24 protein-coding genes and 1 riboswitch are annotated in these 20,189 nt (G+C 61.5%); of the genes, 12 read left to right on the top strand and 12 right to left on the bottom strand.

The annotated features are described in order from the left end of the window. Positions 1-32: 32 nt before the first annotated feature. The 5 genes from tolA to ydfG form a co-directional block, all read right to left on the bottom strand. Complete coding sequence (gene tolA / locus BEK68_RS02555) at positions 33-1,061, bottom strand: cell envelope integrity protein TolA (RefSeq protein WP_012435071.1); 1,029 nt, start codon at positions 1,059-1,061, stop codon at positions 33-35. Positions 1,062-1,098: 37 nt separating this feature from the next. After that, on the bottom strand, positions 1,099-1,533 hold the full coding sequence (gene tolR, locus BEK68_RS02550; protein WP_004629515.1) for a protein TolR: 435 nt from the start codon (positions 1,531-1,533) through the stop codon (positions 1,099-1,101). 12 nt (positions 1,534-1,545) lie between these two features. Then, positions 1,546-2,238: a protein TolQ gene (gene tolQ / locus BEK68_RS02545; protein WP_004629517.1), complete on the bottom strand. Its 693-nt coding sequence runs from the start codon at positions 2,236-2,238 to the stop codon at positions 1,546-1,548. Continuing rightward, positions 2,235-2,639 (bottom strand): tol-pal system-associated acyl-CoA thioesterase, encoded by a 405-nt coding sequence (gene ybgC / locus BEK68_RS02540; protein ID WP_004629519.1) that lies wholly within the window; start codon positions 2,637-2,639, stop codon positions 2,235-2,237. Before ybgC ends, tolQ begins: the two co-directional genes overlap by 4 nt. 69 nt (positions 2,640-2,708) lie before the next feature. Beyond that, entirely contained in the window at positions 2,709-3,461 is a 753-nt protein-coding gene (ydfG, locus tag BEK68_RS02535; RefSeq protein ID WP_004629521.1) for a bifunctional NADP-dependent 3-hydroxy acid dehydrogenase/3-hydroxypropionate dehydrogenase YdfG, read from the bottom strand. Between the two features lie 138 nt (positions 3,462-3,599). Then, a riboswitch (ZMP/ZTP riboswitch) is annotated at positions 3,600-3,728 on the top strand. Positions 3,729-3,861: 133 nt separating this feature from the next. Between ydfG and glyA the strand changes: the two genes are divergently transcribed. Further along, positions 3,862-5,109, top strand: a complete 1,248-nt coding sequence (gene glyA / locus BEK68_RS02530) for a serine hydroxymethyltransferase (RefSeq protein WP_012435070.1) — start codon at positions 3,862-3,864, stop codon at positions 5,107-5,109. Positions 5,110-5,243: 134 nt separating this feature from the next. Then, the gene (nrdR, locus tag BEK68_RS02525; RefSeq protein ID WP_004629525.1) at positions 5,244-5,708 is read left to right on the top strand and encodes a transcriptional regulator NrdR; all 465 of its coding nucleotides are present in this window, start codon (positions 5,244-5,246) and stop codon (positions 5,706-5,708) included. A gap of 45 nt (positions 5,709-5,753) precedes the next feature. Here the strand turns inward: nrdR and BEK68_RS02520 are convergent, their stop codons facing one another. Genes BEK68_RS02520 through BEK68_RS02495 form a run of 7 tightly spaced genes read right to left on the bottom strand, consistent with a single transcriptional unit; the run spans position 5,754 to position 12,672 of the window. Then, positions 5,754-6,188: a type IV pilin protein gene (locus BEK68_RS02520; protein WP_012435069.1), complete on the bottom strand. Its 435-nt coding sequence runs from the start codon at positions 6,186-6,188 to the stop codon at positions 5,754-5,756. Further along, a complete protein-coding gene (locus BEK68_RS02515; protein WP_012435068.1) occupies positions 6,185-6,544 on the bottom strand; it encodes a hypothetical protein in 360 nt (119 codons plus the stop codon). Before BEK68_RS02515 ends, BEK68_RS02520 begins: the two co-directional genes overlap by 4 nt. Before the next feature lie 10 nt (positions 6,545-6,554). Continuing rightward, complete coding sequence (locus BEK68_RS02510) at positions 6,555-9,923, bottom strand: pilus assembly protein (RefSeq protein WP_012435067.1); 3,369 nt, start codon at positions 9,921-9,923, stop codon at positions 6,555-6,557. A 4-nt stretch (positions 9,924-9,927) separates the two neighbouring features. Beyond that, on the bottom strand, positions 9,928-10,497 hold the full coding sequence (locus BEK68_RS24655; RefSeq protein WP_004629531.1) for a pilus assembly PilX family protein: 570 nt from the start codon (positions 10,495-10,497) through the stop codon (positions 9,928-9,930). After that, positions 10,497-11,531 (bottom strand): PilW family protein, encoded by a 1,035-nt coding sequence (locus tag BEK68_RS02505; RefSeq protein WP_012435066.1) that lies wholly within the window; start codon positions 11,529-11,531, stop codon positions 10,497-10,499. The genes BEK68_RS24655 and BEK68_RS02505 overlap by 1 nt, the downstream gene beginning before the upstream one ends. Then, a complete protein-coding gene (gene pilV, locus BEK68_RS02500) occupies positions 11,528-12,031 on the bottom strand; it encodes a type IV pilus modification protein PilV (protein WP_004629533.1) in 504 nt (167 codons plus the stop codon). The genes BEK68_RS02505 and pilV overlap by 4 nt, the downstream gene beginning before the upstream one ends. Then, positions 12,028-12,672 carry a GspH/FimT family pseudopilin gene (locus BEK68_RS02495; RefSeq protein WP_012435065.1) on the bottom strand — a complete coding sequence of 215 codons (645 nt, stop codon included), beginning with the start codon at positions 12,670-12,672 and terminating at the stop codon, positions 12,028-12,030. The genes pilV and BEK68_RS02495 overlap by 4 nt, the downstream gene beginning before the upstream one ends. A gap of 442 nt (positions 12,673-13,114) precedes the next feature. Between BEK68_RS02495 and BEK68_RS26055 the strand changes: the two genes are divergently transcribed. From BEK68_RS26055 to nusB, 10 genes are all read left to right on the top strand, one after another. After that, positions 13,115-13,315, top strand: coding sequence for a type IV pilus modification PilV family protein (locus BEK68_RS26055; RefSeq protein WP_012435064.1), 201 nt, complete (start codon positions 13,115-13,117; stop codon positions 13,313-13,315). Between the two features lies 1 nt (position 13,316). Then, positions 13,317-14,249, top strand: a complete 933-nt coding sequence (locus BEK68_RS02485; RefSeq protein ID WP_012435063.1) for a PilW family protein — start codon at positions 13,317-13,319, stop codon at positions 14,247-14,249. Beyond that, positions 14,243-15,034, top strand: coding sequence for a pilus assembly PilX family protein (locus tag BEK68_RS02480; RefSeq protein WP_012435062.1), 792 nt, complete (start codon positions 14,243-14,245; stop codon positions 15,032-15,034). The genes BEK68_RS02485 and BEK68_RS02480 overlap by 7 nt, the downstream gene beginning before the upstream one ends. After that, a complete protein-coding gene (locus BEK68_RS02475) occupies positions 15,031-15,435 on the top strand; it encodes a type IV pilin protein (protein WP_012435061.1) in 405 nt (134 codons plus the stop codon). Before BEK68_RS02480 ends, BEK68_RS02475 begins: the two co-directional genes overlap by 4 nt. Beyond that, the gene (locus tag BEK68_RS02470) at positions 15,423-16,004 is read left to right on the top strand and encodes a GspH/FimT family pseudopilin (protein WP_004629543.1); all 582 of its coding nucleotides are present in this window, start codon (positions 15,423-15,425) and stop codon (positions 16,002-16,004) included. The genes BEK68_RS02475 and BEK68_RS02470 overlap by 13 nt, the downstream gene beginning before the upstream one ends. A gap of 24 nt (positions 16,005-16,028) precedes the next feature. Next, on the top strand, positions 16,029-17,141 hold the full coding sequence (ribD, locus tag BEK68_RS02465) for a bifunctional diaminohydroxyphosphoribosylaminopyrimidine deaminase/5-amino-6-(5-phosphoribosylamino)uracil reductase RibD (RefSeq protein WP_004629545.1): 1,113 nt from the start codon (positions 16,029-16,031) through the stop codon (positions 17,139-17,141). A gap of 6 nt (positions 17,142-17,147) precedes the next feature. Further along, on the top strand, positions 17,148-17,801 hold the full coding sequence (locus BEK68_RS02460; protein ID WP_004629548.1) for a riboflavin synthase: 654 nt from the start codon (positions 17,148-17,150) through the stop codon (positions 17,799-17,801). Between the two features lie 127 nt (positions 17,802-17,928). Next, the gene (gene ribBA / locus BEK68_RS02455; RefSeq protein ID WP_012435059.1) at positions 17,929-19,068 is read left to right on the top strand and encodes a bifunctional 3,4-dihydroxy-2-butanone-4-phosphate synthase/GTP cyclohydrolase II; all 1,140 of its coding nucleotides are present in this window, start codon (positions 17,929-17,931) and stop codon (positions 19,066-19,068) included. Between the two features lie 81 nt (positions 19,069-19,149). After that, complete coding sequence (gene ribH, locus BEK68_RS02450) at positions 19,150-19,650, top strand: 6,7-dimethyl-8-ribityllumazine synthase (RefSeq protein ID WP_004629552.1); 501 nt, start codon at positions 19,150-19,152, stop codon at positions 19,648-19,650. 27 nt (positions 19,651-19,677) lie between these two features. Next, entirely contained in the window at positions 19,678-20,145 is a 468-nt protein-coding gene (gene nusB / locus BEK68_RS02445; protein ID WP_004629553.1) for a transcription antitermination factor NusB, read from the top strand. Positions 20,146-20,189: the final 44 nt, after the last annotated feature.

The following is a 20,189-nucleotide window of genomic DNA, read 5'->3' as shown; positions in this document are numbered from 1 at the left end:
CGGCCAGCGCCACTTTGAGGAGCGCCAACCCGTTATTCCTTCGGCCGGAACGTCAGGATGACGCTCGACGGCGCTTTGCCGTTGGTATCGCGTGGCAGCGGGTCGGAGCGCTCGACCGCACGCATCACCGCTTCGTCATAGGCGCCATTGCCGCTCGATTTCGTCAGGCGCTTGGACAGGATCGAACCGTCCGGCGCCATCTGCACCGACACCACTGCCGACGGGTTGCCATTGACGGCCGAAGGATCGAACAGGATGTTCGGCTTGACCTTGGCCCGTACGCGCTCGGCATACCCTGCCGACGCCGTACCGCCCGTGCCTTGGGCATTGCCGACACCGCCGCCGGAGCCCGCCACCGTGCCCGTCGCACCCGCACCCGCCATCGCACGCAGACGGTCCAACTGCGCCTGGCGTTGTGCATTGGCGCGCGACTCATTCGCCTTATGCTCGGCGTCGGCCTTGGCTTTGGCTTCTGCGGCGACCTTGGCCTTCAATTCCTTCTGCTTCGCATCGGCTTCCGCCTTCGCCTTCGCTTCGGCCTGGGCTTGCAGCTGTGCATTCTTGCGGGCCTGCGCTGCGTCCGCGGCAGCCTTCTCAGCGGCCTTTTCCTTGGCCTGATGTTCTGCCAAGGCCTTGCGTTGGAGTTCCGCCTGACGCACCTGCTGCTCTTCCTTCAGACGGGCTTGACGCTGGGCTTCGGCGCGTTCTTCGGCGGCGCGGCGGACGAGTTCGGCCTCACGGGCGGCGGCAGCTTCCTGCTCGCGCTTACGCTTCTGCTGCTCCAGCGCGATATCGGCTTCCTCTTCCACCTTGGCCGGCGGTGCCTTGATCACCGGTTCGGGCTTGACCTCGGGCACCGGCGCGGCCTGCTGCACGGCCTGCTGAACCGCCGCCTCGTCCCACAGTTCGGCTTCCTCGCCGCGCGGGGTGCTGCTCTGCCACTGCACGCCAAAGTACAGAAAGATGATCAGCAGAACGTGTGTCAGGACCGCCAGCCCGAATGCGCGCAGCGTGCCGCGCTCGCGAACAGGCTCGTAACGGTGCAACGACGTCGTAGCCATGACGTTCAGGTTGCCTCGCCCGGATTCTTCAGCGTGCTCATGACGATTTCACCATCAGGCCGACGCGCTTCACGCCATCGCCCTTGAGCACGCTCATCACGGTCAGCACGCGGTCATACTGGACCGACTTGTCGGCGGCAATCACGACGGGCTGATCAGGATTTTCGTCAGTGCGCTGCTTCACAAATGCGCGCAGCTCGTTGTTGTTGGCGAGCTTCTGCTCGGTTGCTCCCGAACCGGTCTTGATGCGAGCAAGGATCGTGCCGTCGCCCTTGATCGTCACGACGATGGGCGGCTGGGTCTGCTGCGGCGTGGCGTTGGCCACCGAGGGCAGATTGACCACGCCCGGGTTCACGACGGGTGCCGCCACCATGAAGATGACCAGCAGCACCAGCATCACGTCGATGTACGGAACAACGTTGATGTCAGCCTTGGCCCGTCGGGCGCGGCGCGTTCGCTGGATGGTAGCCATGAGCGCGACTCCTTAGCGCGTCTGGCGCTGGAGGATGTTCGAGAACTCTTCCATGAAGCTCTCGAACCGGTTGGCCAGGCGGTCCATTTCGGTGGCGTAGCGGTTATAGGCGATCACCGCCGGAATGGCCGCAAACAGACCGATGGCCGTGGCGACCAGCGCTTCGGCAATACCGGGCGCCACCGCCGACAGCGTCGCCTGCTGCACGTTGGACAGGCCGCGGAAGGCGTTCATGATCCCCCAGACCGTGCCGAACAGGCCGATATACGGACTGACCGAGCCGACCGACGCCAGGAATGGCAGGTGCGATTCGAGCGAGTCCATCTCACGCTGGTAAGCCGCACGCATGGCACGGCGGGAAGCATCGAGGATGGCACTCGGATCGCCGCCGCCGCGCTGCAGCTCACGCGCTTTCAAATATTCACGCATGCCGGCTTCAAAGATGCGCTCAAGCGCGCCGGTGGTGTGGCGGTTGTTGGCGGCGCTCTGATACAGCGCCTGGAGGTCGCCGCCAGCCCAGAAATCGCGCTCGAACGATTCGGTCTGGCTGCGCGCGGCGCGCAGGGCGAAGGCTTTGCGGAAGATGTACGTCCAGGAGAACAGCGACATCACCAGCAGCAGGCCCATGACGAATTGGACCAGGAGGCTGGCGTGCAGCACCAGCGAGACGATCGACAGATCTTGTGTGACCTCGACGGGATTCATGCGGCGGCTTTGATGGTTGCGAGTACGGGAGCGGGAATCGGGGTCGGCCGGAAAGTGAGCCGGTCGACACATCCAACACGAATCGTGCCTGATGCGAGCAAAACGTCGCCACGCCAGCCTTCTTGGGCGAATTGGACAGACGCAGGGCCAACCCGTTCCATACGCGAACGGATCTGCAGCAGGTCATCCAGGCGCGCCGGCGCGCGGTAATCCACGGCGGTGCTGCGGACCACGAAAATGGCCCCGGTCGTGTCGGCCAGAGCCTGCTGGTCGACCCCAAGCGCGCGCAGCCACTCGGTGCGGGCGCGCTCAAAAAATTTCAAATAGTTGGCGTAAAACACCACGCCGCCTGCGTCGGTATCTTCCCAATACACGCGCAGGTTCCAGTCAAAAGAAGCCATCGAGTAATTTTACCAAGACGCAAGTGACGGCCAGACATCCACCGACTGGCCGAGGGCTTGCGCTCGAATTCAGGCCATGCCTCGCGTCACGCTGGTGGCCGAGAATGACTGGCAAACGGGCATCAGCTCCATCGCGTTGACATTGAAGTGCGCGGGAAGCGCCGCCATCCAGTAGACCGCCTCGGCAATATCGTCTGCCGTCAGCGCTTCCGTGCCTTCGTAGACCTTCTCTACGCGGGCATCGTCCCCCTTGAAACGGACGTTGGAAAACTCGGTGCCGGAGCAAAGACCTGGCTCAACGTTCGATACGCGGACGCGGGTACCAGTCAAGTCCGCGCGCAAGTTCAACGAGAACTGGCGGACGAACGCCTTGGTGGCGCCGTACACGTTGCCGCCCGGGTATGGGTACGTCCCCGCAATCGAGCCGATATTGATGATGTGTCCGCGATTGCGCTCGACCATGGCCGGAAGTAACGCACGCGTCATATGAACCAGCCCGGAGCAGTTGGTGCCGATCATGCGGTCCCAATCGGTCAGGTCAGCGCGCTGGGCAGGTTCAAGGCCGAGAGCCAGACCGGCGTTGTTGACGAGCACGTCGACTTCGCGCCAGCCCTCGGGCAGGGTGCCCGGCAAGGCAGCAACGGCATCGACGTCCAGCACATCCAGCACGAACGGCAGCACCGCGTCGCCCAACTCGGCCTTGAGCGCATCAAGACGGTCCTGGCGGCGCCCTGCCGCGATCACACGATGGCCTTCTTGTACGAAACGCCGCGCGATGGCCGCGCCGAACCCGGCGGTTGCGCCGGTCACGAATACGATCATGAAAGTGTCTCCGGACCTGAAAATGCGAAAGATCAGAGTTTACCTGAAGCCTTGTGCCTTATTGCACCGCAATGTGCGTGTCTGCACGCCCGCTTCTTGCGGCGGCCATGGGGCTGTCGTACACTCGCGAACAACCATTCCACCTTGCGCGACTGGCGAATCCTGAAGCCGCTTCAGCGGCTTCGACATGTGGGCAGCGACCACGAGGAAGCGCAAGGTTTCTGGCGTCATGCACAACGGCGCCTGCCGCTCGCCTGGGCAGCGAATGGGAAGCACAGGGTGACTCGGACACCTCTGCAATCGGCTAACGCCGAGCGCAGTCGTTCAAGCCGCGCGCATGTTTCCCCACGCCTCGCCCGATCTCTGCCATTTCCGTTTCGTTTCAGACCAGACACTCGCCATGTTCGAACGCAGCCGCTATACGATCGACCAGATCGATCCCGAAATCTTTGCCGCCATCCAGAAGGAAAATCAGCGTCAGGAAGACCACATCGAGCTGATTGCCTCTGAGAACTACACCTCCCCGGCCGTGATGGCCGCGCAGGGCTCGCAACTGACCAACAAGTACGCCGAGGGCTACCCCGGCAAGCGTTACTACGGCGGTTGCGAATACGTGGACGTGGTGGAACAGCTCGCCATCGATCGCGTGAAGCAGCTCTTTGGGGCCGAAGCTGCCAACGTGCAGCCGAACTCGGGCTCGCAGGCCAACCAGGGCGTGTTCTTCGCCGTGCTCAAGCCGGGCGACACGATCATGGGGATGAGCCTGGCCGAAGGCGGCCACCTGACCCACGGCATGGCGCTCAACATGAGCGGCAAGTGGTTCAACGTTGTCAGCTACGGCCTGAACGCTCAGGAAGACATCGACTACGACGCGCTCGAAGCCCTGGCGCAAGAGAAGAAGCCGAAGCTGATCATTGCCGGCGCATCGGCATTTGCGCTGCGCATCGATTTCGAACGCATCGGCAAGATCGCCAAGTCGATTGGTGCGTACTTCATGGTGGACATGGCCCACTACGCGGGCCTGATCGCTGCCGGTGTGTACCCGAACCCGGTGCCGCACGCCGACTTCGTCACGACGACCACGCACAAGAGCCTGCGCGGCCCGCGCGGCGGCGTGATCCTGATGAAGGCCGAACACGAGAAGGCCATCAACTCGGCGATCTTCCCGGGCATCCAGGGCGGCCCGCTGATGCACGTGATTGCCGGCAAGGCGGTGGCGTTCAAGGAAGCACTGTCGCCCGAGTTCAAGGCTTACCAGGAACAGGTGGTGAAGAACGCTGCAGCCATGGCCGAAACGCTGATGGCCCGCGGCCTGCGTATCGTCTCCGGCCGCACCGAAAGCCACGTGATGCTGGTCGACCTGCGCGCCAAGAAGATCACCGGCAAGGAAGCCGAAAAGGTGCTGGGTGATGCACACATCACGGTCAACAAGAACGCCATTCCGAATGACCCGGAAAAGCCGTTCGTGACCTCGGGCGTGCGCCTGGGCTCGCCTGCCATGACCACGCGTGGCTTCAAGGAAGCCGAGGCCGTGAAGGTCGCCCACCTGATTGCCGATGTGCTGGACAACCCGCACGACGAGGCCAACATCGCCGCCGTGCGCGCCAAGGTGGCTGAGCTGACCAAGCAGTTCCCGGTCTACGGCTGAGGCATCCGCCGATGGCCGGATCTTCCGGCCACGTAGTACCCTGCCGCGATGCGCCCCGAATTGAATGAGGGGCCATCGCGGCGTTGTTCTTTTAGCGCAGTGCGTTCTTTGAGGTTGCCGAGGAGACCACCGGCATGAAATGCCCCTTTTGCGGCCACGCGGCCACCCAGGTGATTGATACCCGCATGTCGGAAGAAGGCGACACCGTGCGCCGCCGCCGTCGCTGCGAATCCTGCGACCGCCGCTTCACGACCTACGAACGCATCGAGCTGTTCTTTCCGGCCGTCGTCAAGAAGAACGGCAGCCGCGTCGACTACGACCGCAACAAGGTCAAGGATTCCATGCGCCTGGCGCTGCGCAAGCGCCCCGTTTCCGCCGAAGCCATCGACGAGGCCATCGCCCGCATCGAAGAAAAACTCCTCAGCCACGGCGAAAAGGAAATCGGCAGCGACCGCGTGGGCGAACTGGTGATGCGCGAACTCAAGCGGCTGGACAAGATCGGGTACATCCGCTTTGCGTCGGTGTACCGGAGTTTTGAGGATCTGGCTGAGTTTCGGGACGTGCTGGACGAGGTTGCGGCGACGAATGTGCGGAAATAGCACGCACGCGAACGGCTTCTATCGCCGCTGCGCTCCGGCCGACGACTACCAGCAGCTCGATGCCGTAAGCGTGCCCCCAGATACCATTTTATTCCCCGCCTGATCGTAGCTGAAGGTACCGCATGCATCCGTTGCCTGACCGGCCTGCGGAACGGCTTGAACCGTATAGACCGTCTGCGTAGGCACGACAGAGAAGCTCAGAGCGTAGTAGCCGTTGTCTGACTTGGTATTGGCGTAAACGCCGCTGGCGCCCAATGTCGCGCCAGCGTAGGTGTTGCCCAATGAGCGGTATTGCTCCATTTTCTGAGCCACCGCGAGCAATGCCGTTTTGGCATCCGCGCGCCTGGACTTTTGTATGTAGCCGTTGAGCGACGGATACGCCACGACGGCGAGGATGCCCACAATAGCGACCGTGATCATCAGCTCAACCAATGTGAAGCCGCGGGGCAAACGCCGAGAGCGAGAGAGTCCTGTGTTCATTGGAAGTAGATAACTGAAATCGTCCGTTCAGAGGCGTCCTTTGGATCCAGCAGGAAACGAATCTCTTGCCCCAGACGCAACGACGAGAGGCGGCCCTCATCCCCAGCAGGGCCAAATACGCGCACCGCACGACCGACCTGAAGGCGGTTACCCTGCACGTAGATCTCACCTTTATCCAGATTGAGCGCGGTGACCACGCCACGTATCATGCGAGGTGCTTCACTCGCATGGGGCCGCGCCCGACTCGACGCCGGGCTGGGCGTCACGCCACCAGGCTCGCCACCTCCCACCGCCAGCGCACCATATGCTGCATTGCCTGCCAGCACAAAGGTGGCAATCACACATAGCTTCTTCATACCTGCCCCCTCAGTTCAATTGCCGCCATGCAACACGGCCACGGGAACCCTTACCTGCCGTTTCACCAATCACTTGAATGGCACCCGCCGAAGTATTGACGTATTTGTTTTCAAATGGCGAGGCGCCCGGTGCTTGGATGGGCTGCAAAAAGCCCGGAGCAGCCGGAATTGAGCCGACTTGTCGACCACTCGTATTGGCGGGCGAACCGCCATATTGGAGTAGATCCGAGTTGTTGATGACTCCGTCGCCATTGGTATCGAAGGTCGGACTATCCAAACGGTTGCCCGTAAAGACATCCAGCTCCATCACCCAGCCGGTACCCCCGGCGCTGCATTGGGCGGTGGACGGGATGACAGTGTTAAAAATCACACGACCCGAACGAATGGTCGCATCTGTCACAGCACGCTCTCCGGTAGTCGGCAAGTTGATGTACCAACCGAGCTTCGAGCTGTTGTAGGACCCAAGTGAAATTGCATTGTCGCCGGACCGAAGCGCGTCCAAGGTTGGCGCTCCTACGGCGTGTGTCGTGATGCGATACGTGTTGCCGTCGGGACCCGTTGTTGTGCCCAACACCGATTGCTGCTGAAGATTAGACAGGCCGCTGATCGTGGCGCCCTTGTCGATGATGCCGTAGAAGGTCTGTCCAGCCGTCGACGCTGTATCGGTCGTTGTGAAGTACTGCCCCGTGCCGAAGACCAGGAGGTAGTTACCTTGCAAATTTCGAGTCACGTCCGGGCGTACCGTAATCGGCTGCCCCCCCGTACTGAACAACGGCTGCGGACTGCCGGAGGTACCAAATGCAACCCCCCAATTGCTGACCGTGCTGCTCGACAGGTCGAACTTCCACATGTTGCCCGCCAGATCGCCGGCATAAACAACGTCGGCAATGCCATCCCCGTTGGTATCAACGGCGACAGGTCCTGACAGGCCATTTGGCGCAGCAGTAGTGCCAGCGTTCGTATCAATCTTTGCAGTGACCGCTCCGGTTTCTGCATCCAACACAAACAGCACTGCGTGGCCGGTCGTGCTCGCCGCACCATCAGACTGCGTGCTGTTGTAACCATTGGCCACAATAACGGACCACCTTCCGTTGTTTGTTTTGACGATCAACGGTTGGCCAAAGCTATAGCCCATGTCTGCGTCATTCGCGTCGGTGAATTCCCAGCGCGCGACCTGGCTCGCAGTCGACTCGGTGAACTTCGACGGATCGGTGACGTCGAGCGCGAAAATGCCCTGTCCTCCACCGGCCAGCGCGCCTGACAGCAACGTATGCCACCCGCTCTTATAGAAGGTGTCCCCCACCGTGACGGAGCCGTCCGCGAAGTACTGGTGTGTGTAGGTCGGAGCGGTCAGCATACTGAGGTTGCTGTAGATGGCCGCCGGAACATAGGCCATCGACTCTTTCCCCGTAGACGCATTGATGCCGTGCAGCATGCCGTCATTGGCTCCGACGTAGATCATCGGCGTTCGATTGCGCCAAGTCGATACGAATGCGGAGTAAGGGGCGCTCTCCATGTTGTCTGGATAGTTGAACGCAGGCGCGCCGACATAGTTCGGCGATGAGTGAATGATGTCGCCCAGCTTGCTCGTCGGACGATTGCGAAACGAAGGTGTGCAGGACCCACACGTATTGGCTTCGTTGGCATTGTTGCCACGCAGATAGGTCACACGCTGCGAGCCATAGCCATCGTTGGTGGTCTGGCTGGCGTTGTAGTTCAGCTTGGTCGATTGCGCCGCGTCCATCTCGGTCGCCTTCGGCGAACCCGGCGATACAGGCCACCGGAACGGAATACCGCGAGCGCCAAGAGCCGCAGACGGCTTGTACGTCAGGATCTGGCGCCCGGTATCCCAGTTCTGGGAATTGATCTGCTGGCCGGCATCCCAGAGTTGGCTGCCGATCGAACCGTCCGAGTTAATAGCATATGCAAGCAACTGCCCCGACCAGTCGGCGCTGCTGAACTTGGCCTGATACAAGGCAGTGCCTGTCCCCCAGGAACCCGCGTTCAGGGAAACGGCCGAAGCCGCTGCCACCTTGGTGGTAATGTCCGCCGCGATGCTTTGGAACTGCTGCTGCAGCGTTGCGGGATCCGTGCTCAGGTAAGCATTGCCCGTCCCCCCGAGCTTTGCCATTTGGTTGAGCGCAGCTACCGAAGCGGGGTTGGACACCGTGCTACCCATCCCGACCACGTAGGTCTGAATGTCAAAGGGACTCGTATAACCCTTAACGCTCGTACTGCGTAACGCCGTGATTTGACTGAACACATCGTTCGCAGCGTTGGAGAACGTCCACTGTCCAGTGCTCGAGTTATAGGTGCTTTGCTGATCGGAAAGCGCCCACATCGAACCATCGGTCTTGCCGGTGGGGTTGCCATCGGTCGCTAACAGCACAAAGTTCTTCTGGCAACTTTGAGTCACAGGCGTCGAATAGCCAGTCTGCGAGCCCGCGAAGTAACTCCTCGCCGTTTGCAGACTGCCAGAGAGAGGTGTAGCCACCGCCCCGTTCTTGATTTCGAGCTTGCTGTGGCCGCTCGCTGCTGAATTTGAGTTTGTCTCCGGCGCCAGATAATCGATCAGATTCTGGTAGTGCGAGGGCGAATCCGCCTGCACAGCTTCCAGCATTTTGCCGGACCCGCTTATGTTGGCATAGTAGCCCCACGCACGCGATAGCCAGATCATTCGTGAGTAAGGAGGATTGCCCGGCAGAAACCCGGCGTCGGTCGGGGTAAAGCCAACTTGCTGGCAACCCGAGAAGTCACCGGAATTCCAGGTCGACACGTTGGCGTGGTTCTGGCACCCGTTGTAATTGGTATTGGGATTGCTGGTCGTCCCCCCCGATAAGCCAATAGCCCACGGATACGGCCACGTACCGTTGTAGTACAAGACGTCATTGATGGCAGGATCATCGCCACTGAGCTCGTAAGTCAAATACGAATACGAGGCACCCGATTGCGGATTCGGGACGCAGCGCAGGCCGCCGTTCGATGCGGAAATGCCGTTGACACAGTCATTTGTGAACACCATGGTGCTGGCGCTCCCAAAGAAGTAGGCATACGTGTTGTACAGGCTGGGCCCCGGTGCATCGAACGTCGCTAGGCCCCAGTTGAATTGGGTGCGATAGTTCGAGATGGTCGACGTAATCACCGAGCGCGCAATGTTGCCACGTGTGGTCGGATCGTTGCCCGCGATCAACTTGCCCGTCATCGTCCCGTCCATGGACTGCGAGTTGTCATAGACCACCAAAATATTGGGGGTGGCTGTGTTGCTCGACAGAAACAGCGGATATTGCGCGATGGTGAGCAGCGCCGCGTTAGTTGTCAGCGGCAGCAGCGAGCTGATCAACAGCGCGAGCGCCTTGACTAAGAAAGATTGTGTCTTCATGGCCTCAGCGCTTCACGTAAATGGATTCTAGAACGACGTGGGTTTCGGGGCGTGCGCCGGTCGAGTAGACCGTGATCCGGTAAGCCGTCCCTCCTGCTGGAGGCTTCACACCAATCCCAATACTCTCGCCGGCCGGCACGGATAGTCCAGAGAGTTTTTCAATGACGTATAGCGGCTGGGATGCAACATTGGGCAATGCAACTGCCCCCGTATAAGCGCCATATGTGCGTGTATTCGCACCGTTAGTCCAATCGATCAAAGAGGATACCGACGCCGATTTTGGCGTTGACCACGACGAGGGTGGCGTGCACAACCCGTTCGTGCACGCCTGCACAAAAGCCGTTGTGGTCGTGATGTTTTGAGCAACATCCAATTCGGCATCACGAAGGGCCGCTTCTGCAGCCTGAAAGGCAAGCTTGCTGTCTTTGCTGTTGCCCAACATCATTTCCTGCATTACCGAGCCATTGACGAGCGCCAACCCTAGAAGCGTCAGGAGCACCAGAAACACCAACGCAACAGGCAAAGCAACACCGCCTTGAGCAACGCGCAGCCTATTCAAATTCAGCAGTAGCATCACATCACCCGGTTGCGCAGCGTAATTACGCTCGTAAACACCGAGCGTATTCTTCTGTCGGCTGCCGTCGCCGAAGCGCCATTGAAGGTATAGGTTTGAGCAATGGGCGACACGCTGTTCTGAACCGATGCCATCAAGAGCTGAATCCGCACACTGACTACGTTGTTCCAGGTACCAACGTTATCTGCAGTGACATAGCGGTTCGCGGCTTGGTCGTTATCCGTGTCTTCCCCATAGAGAAGAACCAGGTTATCAACACCCTCAACCAGTTCCTGGGGCTGACCCGCACCCGTGTAGTCAGGCACGCTGTAAGACCACAAGGAGTTCACCGCTTTGTTCCTGGCACTCTGGGCAACGAAATAGGTTTTGGTCACAACACGGTACGCCGATGCATCCGTGTTGAAGACATGCGTGAGATCCGCACTGGCATTGCCAGGCGTTGGCACAGCAACGGCTGCATGCGACAGCGAACCAGTCGTTGGACTGCTCGTGACCTGCGTCGCCTGAAAGACCGCTTGAGCTTCACAGTCGGAGACGAGGATGTAGTCACCCTGAGCAAACGGCGCGCTTGCCTCCACCGTCACCGCACCAGTTGTTCCCGTCATCTGCGCAGTTAATGCAGCGCCATTGTCGTAGGTGCGCTTGATGGCAATGACATCTGTCCCCGCAATCGGAGGTTGCGGAAGGCTGCTGATGCTCGTATCGAGCGCCGGCGTCCACGTTGATCCACTGCCGTGGTAACCAAAAAGCGTCTGATCAAATCGATTGTTAAAGGAGCCCGGCGAGTTCAGGGTATTGACCGGCGAGTTGGCCATGCCGTTACAACCGCGAAAACCGGTCATGCGGATGTCCTGCTCGATCGCCTCAACCGCAAAGCGGGCGCTTTCCTCCAAGCGCCCCACCGTATCGACCACGCGCGATGTTTGACGACCCGAGAGATAGATCGAAACGGCAATGCCCACGAGCAGCAAACCCAGGGTCAATCCGACCATGAGTTCAACTAGTGAGAGGCCGGTTTGTCGGCGATTCATCATGGCTTGAAGCTCTGCGAGAGCATCTGTTGCTGGCCGTTCTCGGTCCACCAGACCATAACGGCGTACACGTTTCCGCCACCGTCACAGCCAGGCGCGGTGGGCGTCGCAGTCGGCGATATTTTGCTGGTCAAGCAAACCACACCAGCACCTTGCGGAAGCTGCGTACTAAGCTCGTTCGACCACTCGTAGTAGTCGTTCTGAGCAATTTGCGCTGCCGAGCAGCCCGCTGAATTCGACACACAATTGGGATTGCTAGCGGCACCCGACAGGCTGCTGTAGGCGCCCGCAGAATAGCCCGTAAGGTTAGCGCGTATTCTGTCGCTTATCTCATACGCCAAGTAAACGGCTTTGCTTCGTTGCGTGGAAATGTTCGAACTGGACATCCCGATCAATTGCAAGCGTGAGAACCCGATTAAGCCGACAGAAATGACCAGAAGCGCAATCAGCGCTTCCAACAGCGCGTAGCCTCGTGCAGTGGAATTCAGGGGGCGAGCATTCATGGGCACGTTGCGCTGGCAGCATCGACCAGTCCGTTCGGCTGAATCGTGATTTGATATCCCGACGTACCGCTGGCGGTGGAACACACCTTCAATTGGCGCAGCACGGCCGGCGACAGAAAACCATGGGCATCGAACTTGAGAGCGCCGTTGTTCGGCACGCTCAGCGTGAACCCAGGTGGCAAGGCATCGTGTGCACGCAACACCTCCCCACTATCAACCACCCCGTTGGCATTTAAATCGACCCAGACAGACCAACCCGCGCCCCATTCGTTACCTACCACTCCAGACGCGCCTGACAAAACCACGCTCACTGGAATGCCGCGTTTAGCGGCCTCGCTTCGCGCCAAAGCGAGCGAGGACATGACCTCAGTTTGCACAGCAAAAACACGATTGCTACGCAGCATCGGTGCGAAAGAAGGGATCGCGACCACCAAGAGAATGGCGAGAATCGCCAAGACCACCATTAGCTCGGTCAGCGTGAAGCCGCGAGTTGCCAATAATGTCGTGACAATAGGCGAGCCGCCCGATTGGCCTTGTAGTGCGCGCGAATAGCGCAGTCGCGCCGATACCAAGCTCGGGTGAGCCTGAACGACTTTGCGAAACCAAAGGGCGAAAAGAGAACCGCGAACCAATGCGCGCATCTCAACTCTCAGCCGGAATGCCGTTGCCTGATCGCGCACCCACATCGCCCAATGGGCGAGATCCCGTTAAGCATGACTCGAACCCCCGACTATTGTTTTATGCGGCAGTCACGACGCAACCGAGTTCGCGCGCTGCCGATTTGGAACTGATTTGAGTTCTTCTAGGATGGCTCACGTCCGACCCCCGTGAACGTGATCATCTGCGCGACAAAAAAGCCCAGGCAGATGCATCCCCGGAATAGTGGGGAATTAGTCAAAAAGTGTCAACAACCCCCTCCTTCAACCGCGAGATTCGGGAAGGCTAGTGTTGGTGAAAAACCAACGATCCGTCGCTGCATGGGACGCCGTGCCCCCGACTCCCGGAGAGGGTATTGACCAGATATGACAGTTATACGGCCAAATTCACACTAACTTGAGCGACTTTCCAAGTGTCCGTCGACTCATGCCTGTCTGCCATCACGTCAAGCGCCAACACGGCGCCATCCTGCTCGAATCCCTTGTCGCACTCGCCGTATTGTCCCTGTGTGCAGCGGGCACCCTGACCGCACTGGAACGGATGGAGACCGCCAGCCAAAGCCTGCGTCAGCTATCGACCGACGTTCGAACGCAAAACAACGGGGTCGAATCCGCAAACGTGCACTGACATGTGCCGCCTCTCTCATGCTCGGCGGGGCGCGACGCTTGTGGAGTTGCTGATCGGCACGCTGGTCGGGCTGATCGTGCTTGGCATCGCGTTGCAACTGGCACTCCTGGCCCGTGCAAGCTATCAGCGCGTTGCCGACAATGCCCTGATCGAAAGCCGCGGCACGCAAGCACTGGAACTGCTGACAATGGCACTGCAGCATGCAGGGTGGGCAACCGATACGCCAGCAGCATCGCCAGAGCGCCGATGGCCAGACGCGAAGGCGACGCTATCGATTCAAGGTGCGGACAGTTGCACCCCTTCCGAAGCGGAAGTCCTTGGCTGCAACGGCAGTGGCATCCGAAACAGCGATGCCGTGCTGGTCCGCTTTGCAGGCCGTAGCATGCATACCAACTCGCAGCGAGCTGACGACAGCATCATCGATTGCTCCGGCTACGGGGTCGCTGAGCCCGTTCAAAACGGCAGCGACGGCCAGCGCGCGGGATACATGCTGCTCTATCTCGCCCGAGCGACGGATCAAGAACCGCAACTCATGTGCCGGTCGCGAAGGCATCAAGCCGGTCAGACTGTGGCGGGCCGATGGACATCCAATGGCATGGTCCGCGGCGTCGAAACAATGCAGCTTCTGTATGAGGTTCGCACCGCTGGCGGCACCTCAAGCACGACACTGTCCGCGCGCTCGCTGACCACCGAGCAATGGCGCCGGGTTCAAGCCGTGCACATCGCGCTGGTCGTTCGCGGCGACTACAACACGCCCAGGTCAGCCACCAAGACCACGGCCACACTCGCGCTATTTCCCGACCTCCAGCGAGTTGAAGGCGCCAACGCACAGGACTTGGAGTTCACGCCAACCGAAACCCAACGCCGTCGTGCCGTTTTCACTGCAACGGTACGCTTGCGCAATCCGCTCGCCTGCGACGTGGACGTATGTTGAGCGATAGCGCCAAAGCGGGTGGTTTCTCGATGATGGTGGTGATGCCTGCGATGGCGTTGCTCGGCCTGCTGACCATGGCGACCTTCCATCTGGTGTTGGATCAACGGCACCGCACGTCTCTCACGGCCGATCGTGCCTTGGCCAAATACGGCGCGGAAATGGCGCTGAATGCGGCGGAGTGCGAACTGTCCGTCGCCACCGAAACGCCCACGAACCTCCAATGTATGGCGGCCTTGCCACGGGAACGTATCGCCGCACTGGATCCGGTTTTGAGACGCGGCTTCCTGCTGGGAACGTGCGGCAACGACGGCTCGCTTGGGTTATGTCAGCCGCAACCCGACCAATCGCTCTGGACGTTGGCGCGACTGCTTGATGCGACCACCCACGCCGTAGAGATCGACGCACGCCTCCCAGGCACTCAGCGCATTGCCGGCCGCACTGCGCGGTACGTCATTGAGCCGATTCCCGATCGATGGCCCGGCCAAACTCAGCATAGCGATGACACGCCACCGCCATGGTTGTATCGCATCACGGCAGCAGGATTTGGCGCCGACCCCGCGGTCAGTGTCGTGCTGCAAACAGTCTTCCGCCCCCGAGTGCCGCGCCATACATCCACGCCTCAGACCACCACCGAAGCTGCACTGCCCACCATTCGACCCAGTGGCACGGTGACACAACGCGTCTACACCACAAGCGACCGGCACGACGCAACCGCCCCCCATTCGCAAACCTTCATGCTCGGCCCCCTGAACTGGCGTGAGCTGATCGAGGAGGGCTTACGATGAAGTATCGCCATGCCGCATTCACGCTTGTCGAGCTTACGATCGCATTGGCCATCGCTGCGTTATTGACCGGCGCCGCCATACAAACCTGGTCGAGACACCATGAGCGCGCGCGGCGGACTGCGGCGCATGCGGCGCTGGTCTCAACCATGGTGGAATTGGAACGCCAGTATGCGCACACAGGCAATAGCTCCTCACCGGCCAACATTCCGGAATACATCTCCGGCTATCACTTGCTTGCTGGCCCGTGCGATGGGCGTGCTGCCGCACATTGCATTGAAGTCGTCGCCCAGCCGGTGCACGCGGGCACCGACTGCGGCGCGCTTATCCTGCGCAACACCGGCGAACGGTTCACGCAGATCGGCAATGCGCGCCAACCGGCATCGCCCGCATGCTGGCCATGAACGCGTCTCGTCTGCGGGCCGGGTTCACGCTGGCTGAGCTCGTCGTCGTCCTGAGCGTGATATCGATCCTTGCGATGTTCGCCGCGCCCGCCGCGTTGAATTGGTGGCAACGCGAGACTGTCGTCGTTCTGGCCGACCGCTTTGTCAGCGCGATCTCGCTGGCGCAGACCATGTCGCGCAATCAGCGTGCGTGGGTTCACCTCGGCCCGTGCAACGCTGAGCAGGGTTGGTCGTCGGGATGGGCGTTGTATATGATGCCCTCGCCGCAAACCCAGGCGACGCCGCTTGAACCCGGCACCGAAGATATCTTGATGCGCGTGTCGCCGCCTGTGGTGCCGCCCGTCGAATTTGCGTTCACGGCGTCACAGCGGGATGTCGACACCCTCTCTTTTGCACCTGTGGGATACTCGCGACAGCGTAACGGCAGCCAGCTCTACGGCACGCTGACAATCCGATCTGGAGCACATGAGCGGCGGGTCCGCATCAGCTCCGCAGGCCGCGCCCGCATCTGCGATCCGGCCAAGGACACCAAAACGTGCGGCGCCAGCGCCTCGGCTAACGACGATTAACCCAAACTCCCGCATTTTTTGCTCATGTTCTCCGACTTCGACCACGCCATGATGCAGCGCGCCCTGGCGCTGGCCGAGAAGGGCTTGTTCACCACCACGCCCAACCCGCGCGTCGGATGCGTGATCGTGCGAGACGACACCGTCATCGGCGAGGGCTACACGCAACCCGCCGGACAGGACCACGCTGAAATCCAAGCCATCAAGGATGCTCAGTCGCGCGGCCAGGACGTGCGCGGCGCCACCGCCTATGTGACGCTGGAGCCCTGCAGCCACTTTGGCCGCACCCCGCCCTGCGCGGATCGTCTCGTCGAAGCGGGGATCACCCGCGTGGTGGCGGCCATGGAAGATCCAAACCCCGCTGTCTCCGGACGCGGCTTGCAGAAGCTGCGCGATGCCGGGGTCGACGTGCGCTGCGGGCTGCTGGAGCGGGAGGCGCGTGAGCTGAACATCGGTTTCGTTTCGCGCATGACGCGCGGCACGCCCTGGGTGCGTGTGAAGGTCGGCGCTTCGCTGGACGGCCGCACCGCGCTGGACAACGGCATCAGCCAGTGGATTACCGAAACCGAGGCGCGCAACGACGGCCACCGCTGGCGCGCGCGCGCCTGTGCCATCCTCACCGGTATCGGCACGGTGCGCGAAGACAATCCGCGACTGACCGTGCGCGCCATCAACACGCCGCGCCAGCCTCGCCGCGTGCTGATCGACTCGGCGCTGGACGTGCCACTCGACGCCCACATCCTCACCGCAGATGGGCACCACGAGCCGACGCTCATTTTTGCCGCTCAACCCGAAGCTGGCCGCATGCGTGCGTTGAGCGAGCGCGGCGCGGAGGTCATCCTGCTGCCGAACGCCGCAGGAAAAGTCGATCTGGCCGCAGTCCTGCGCGAACTGGGTCGCCGCGAAATCAACGAGCTGCACGTCGAAGCCGGCTTCAAACTCAACGGCTCGCTGCTGCGCGAAGGGCTGGTTGACGAGATCCTCGTCTATCTGGCACCCAAGGTGCTCGGCTCGGGCCAGGGCATGTTCAATATGGGGCCGCTGCAGACGCTGGAAGGCGCGGCCGAATTCTTCTTTCACGATATCTCGCGCATCGGGGGCGATCTCCGCATCCTGGCGCGCCGCAACCCGACGGATTGATTGCTTATGTTCACCGGAATCGTCGCCGCAGTTGGCCGTATTGAAACCGTCTCGCCGCTTGGCGACAACGCCGATGCCGGCGTGCGCTTGTCCATCGACGCCGGCGGCCTGCCGCTAGCCGACGTGGCCTTGGGCGATTCGATTGCCATCCAGGGCGCATGCATGACGGTCGTCGCCAAAACCGAGACCCGCTTCGACGTGGATGTATCGCGCGAATCGCTGTCCAAGACGGTCGGACTGGAACGCCCCGGCGAGGTCAATCTGGAGAAGGCTCTGCGCTTGGCTGACCACATCGGCGGGCACCTCGTATCCGGCCATGTGGACGGCCTGGGCACGGTCACATACTTCGCGCCGGTCAACGAATCGCACGAACTGCGCGTGCGGGCTCCGGTAGAGCTGGGCAAGTATCTGGCCTACAAGGGCTCCGTGGTGGTGAACGGCGTGTCGCTTACGGTCAATTCCGTCCGGGACGATGCCGACGGCTGCGAGTTCTCGATCAATCTGATCCCGCACACCGTGGCAGTCACCACGCTCAAGCACCTGAAGGCCGGCAGCCAGGTCAACCTGGAGATCGACCTGATCGCCCGCTACGTGGAGCGCATGCTCACCCACGCCGCTATTGGCCTGCCCGTGGGCACACAACCCCTGGCAGCCGTTTGAACCATTGGCCCCACTGGCTTGGGGCCGCCTTGGCGTACAATAGCAGGCTTCCCATCTACGCAGTCGCACGGCCCCCGAAATCACCGATTGACGGGAGTTGACCGGCGGCGCGCACCCCTGCTACGCCATGTCGATCGCCACAGTCGAAGAAATCATTGCCGAAATCCGCGCCGGCCGCATGGTCATCCTGGTCGACGAGGAAGACCGTGAGAACGAAGGCGACCTGATCCTGGCGAGCGACTTTGTCACGCCGGAAGCCATCAACTTCATGGTCACGCACGCGCGTGGCCTGGTGTGCCTGACGCTCACCGAAGAGCACTGCGACCAGCTCGACCTGCCGATGATGGCAAGCCGCAACGGTACGCAGTTCGGCACCAATTTCACCGTATCGATCGAAGCGGCCGAAGGCGTGACCACTGGTATTTCCGCGGCCGACCGCGCACGCACCATTCAGGTGGCGGCCGCCAAGAACGCCAAACCGTCTGACCTGGTGAACCCGGGCCACATCTTCCCGCTGCGGGCCCAGAAGGGCGGCGTGCTGATGCGCGCCGGCCACACCGAAGCCGGTTGCGACCTGACCGCCATGGCGGGCCTGACACCCGCCGCCGTAATCTGCGAGATCCTGAAGGACGACGGCACCATGGCGCGCTTGCCGGACCTCGTGGAATTCGCCAAGAAACACGGCCTGAAGATCGGCACGATTGCCGACATGATCCAATACCGCAGCCGCACCGAGAGCATCGTCGAGCGCGTCGGCGAGCGCACGATGGAGACGCAGTTCGGCACGTTCCACGCCGTCGCCTTCCGCGATCGGGCGGCCGGCCGCGCCCATCTGGCGCTGGTCAAGGGCACGCCGACGCCGGACACCGAAACGCTGGTGCGCGTACATGAACCCCTCTCGGTGCTGGACCTGCTCGAGTGCCAGCGCACGACGCACTCGTGGAGCGTGCCCGCTGCCCTGCGTGCCATCCAGGCTGCCCCGACCGGCGTGGTCGTGCTGCTCAATTGCGGCGATTCGGCGGACCGGCTGTTCACGCAGTTCTCCGCGCTGGACGCGCCGCATGAGCGCCCGCGTACGAAACCCGATCCGCGCATCTACGGCATCGGCGCGCAAATCCTCAAGGACGTGGGTGTGGGCAAAATGCGTGTGCTGGCCTCGCCGCTCAAACTGCCGAGCATGGTCGGCTACGATCTGGAGGTGACGGCGTACCAGTCGATGGCAGATGCACCCGACGTCACTTCCTCTGCATCCACCGCGACACACTGATTTTCCCGCGGCAGCCGAGACTGCCGCGCCGGCTTTCTTCTTCTGACGTTGCCCGACCGGCAACCTTAACTGGAATACACCATGGACCACGGCTTCTACCCGACCAATCTCAACGGCGAAGGCCTGCGCATCGGCATCGTCCAGGCGCGTTTCAACGAGCCCGTGTGCGAAGCACTGCGAGAAGCTTGCGTCGCTGAACTCGAACAACTCGGCGTGGCCGGCGAAGACGTGCTGCTCGTGACTGTGCCGGGTGCGCTGGAAGTCCCGCTGGCGCTGCAGAAGATGGCCGAGTCGGGCCAGTTCGACGCGCTGATCGCGCTGGGCGCAGTCATCCGCGGCGAGACGTACCACTTCGAACTGGTGTCCAACGAATCGGGCGCCGGCATCACGCGCGTGGGCCTGGACTTCAACATCGCCATCGCCAACGGCATCCTGACCACCGACACAGACGCACAGGCCCACGCCCGCACCCGCGAAAAAGGTCGCGACTGCGCCCGCACCGCCGTCGAAATGGCCAACCTGACCAACGACCTCGACGGTCTGCAGGATCACGGCCAGGACGACGACGGCGAGAATGAATAAGCGCTTCCTCGCGCAAAGGCTTTTCCCATGACGCAAGACAATTCCCAAGCCAAGGCCAAAGCGCCCGCCAAGAGCGCGCGCCGCCGTGCGCGCGAACTGGCGCTGCAGGGTCTGTATCAATGGCTGCTCAATCGCAACGACCCGGGCGTGGTCGAGGCGCATCTGCAGGACGCGCAAGGCTTCAACAAGGCCGACCGCGCGCACTTCGACGCGCTGCTGCACGGTGCGATCCGCGAAGAAACCACGCTGACCGAGGCGTTCACGCCGTACCTGGATCGCCCGGTTGCCGAGCTGTCGCCGGTCGAGCGTGCCGCCCTGCTGGTCGGCGCGTACGAGTTGGTGCACTGCGTGGACATCCCGTACAAGGTCGTGATCAACGAAGCGGTTGAACTGACCAAGACCTTCGGCGGCGTGGAAGGCTACAAGTACGTCAACGGCGTGCTGGACAAGCTGGCTACGCAAGTGCGCGCTGTCGAGGTCGCTGCCCGCCGGTAATTCGGCGTCTGCTGTTCGCTTTACCTTTTTCGCTTCGCTTCAAG

It is taken from the genome of Ralstonia pickettii, assembly GCF_001699815.1.
Taxonomy (GTDB): domain Bacteria; phylum Pseudomonadota; class Gammaproteobacteria; order Burkholderiales; family Burkholderiaceae; genus Ralstonia; species Ralstonia thomasii.
Note: the sequence above shows the minus strand (reverse complement) of the source record. Positions and strands in the feature narration are given on the sequence as shown.

Coding starts and splice junctions, on each gene's coding strand:
- ribD (WP_004629545.1), top strand. CDS start 16,029: ATGTTCTCCGACTTCGACCACGCCATGATGCAGCGCGCCCTGGCGCTG.
- BEK68_RS02480 (WP_012435062.1), top strand. CDS start 14,243: ATGTTGAGCGATAGCGCCAAAGCGGGTGGTTTCTCGATGATGGTGGTG.
- nrdR (WP_004629525.1), top strand. CDS start 5,244: ATGAAATGCCCCTTTTGCGGCCACGCGGCCACCCAGGTGATTGATACC.
- BEK68_RS02470 (WP_004629543.1), top strand. CDS start 15,423: ATGCTGGCCATGAACGCGTCTCGTCTGCGGGCCGGGTTCACGCTGGCT.
- glyA (WP_012435070.1), top strand. CDS start 3,862: ATGTTCGAACGCAGCCGCTATACGATCGACCAGATCGATCCCGAAATC.
- BEK68_RS02475 (WP_012435061.1), top strand. CDS start 15,031: ATGAAGTATCGCCATGCCGCATTCACGCTTGTCGAGCTTACGATCGCA.
- BEK68_RS26055 (WP_012435064.1), top strand. CDS start 13,115: ATGCCTGTCTGCCATCACGTCAAGCGCCAACACGGCGCCATCCTGCTC.
- BEK68_RS24655 (WP_004629531.1), bottom strand. CDS start 10,497: ATGCTACTGCTGAATTTGAATAGGCTGCGCGTTGCTCAAGGCGGTGTT.
- BEK68_RS02510 (WP_012435067.1), bottom strand. CDS start 9,923: ATGAAGACACAATCTTTCTTAGTCAAGGCGCTCGCGCTGTTGATCAGC.
- tolA (WP_012435071.1), bottom strand. CDS start 1,061: ATGGCTACGACGTCGTTGCACCGTTACGAGCCTGTTCGCGAGCGCGGC.
- tolR (WP_004629515.1), bottom strand. CDS start 1,533: ATGGCTACCATCCAGCGAACGCGCCGCGCCCGACGGGCCAAGGCTGAC.
- BEK68_RS02485 (WP_012435063.1), top strand. CDS start 13,317: ATGTGCCGCCTCTCTCATGCTCGGCGGGGCGCGACGCTTGTGGAGTTG.
- tolQ (WP_004629517.1), bottom strand. CDS start 2,238: ATGAATCCCGTCGAGGTCACACAAGATCTGTCGATCGTCTCGCTGGTG.
- BEK68_RS02505 (WP_012435066.1), bottom strand. CDS start 11,531: ATGATGAATCGCCGACAAACCGGCCTCTCACTAGTTGAACTCATGGTC.
- ribH (WP_004629552.1), top strand. CDS start 19,150: ATGGACCACGGCTTCTACCCGACCAATCTCAACGGCGAAGGCCTGCGC.
- BEK68_RS02460 (WP_004629548.1), top strand. CDS start 17,148: ATGTTCACCGGAATCGTCGCCGCAGTTGGCCGTATTGAAACCGTCTCG.
- ribBA (WP_012435059.1), top strand. CDS start 17,929: ATGTCGATCGCCACAGTCGAAGAAATCATTGCCGAAATCCGCGCCGGC.
- BEK68_RS02495 (WP_012435065.1), bottom strand. CDS start 12,672: ATGCGCGCATTGGTTCGCGGTTCTCTTTTCGCCCTTTGGTTTCGCAAA.
- BEK68_RS02515 (WP_012435068.1), bottom strand. CDS start 6,544: ATGAAGAAGCTATGTGTGATTGCCACCTTTGTGCTGGCAGGCAATGCA.
- pilV (WP_004629533.1), bottom strand. CDS start 12,031: ATGAATGCTCGCCCCCTGAATTCCACTGCACGAGGCTACGCGCTGTTG.
- ydfG (WP_004629521.1), bottom strand. CDS start 3,461: ATGATCGTATTCGTGACCGGCGCAACCGCCGGGTTCGGCGCGGCCATC.
- nusB (WP_004629553.1), top strand. CDS start 19,678: ATGACGCAAGACAATTCCCAAGCCAAGGCCAAAGCGCCCGCCAAGAGC.
- ybgC (WP_004629519.1), bottom strand. CDS start 2,639: ATGGCTTCTTTTGACTGGAACCTGCGCGTGTATTGGGAAGATACCGAC.
- BEK68_RS02520 (WP_012435069.1), bottom strand. CDS start 6,188: ATGAACACAGGACTCTCTCGCTCTCGGCGTTTGCCCCGCGGCTTCACA.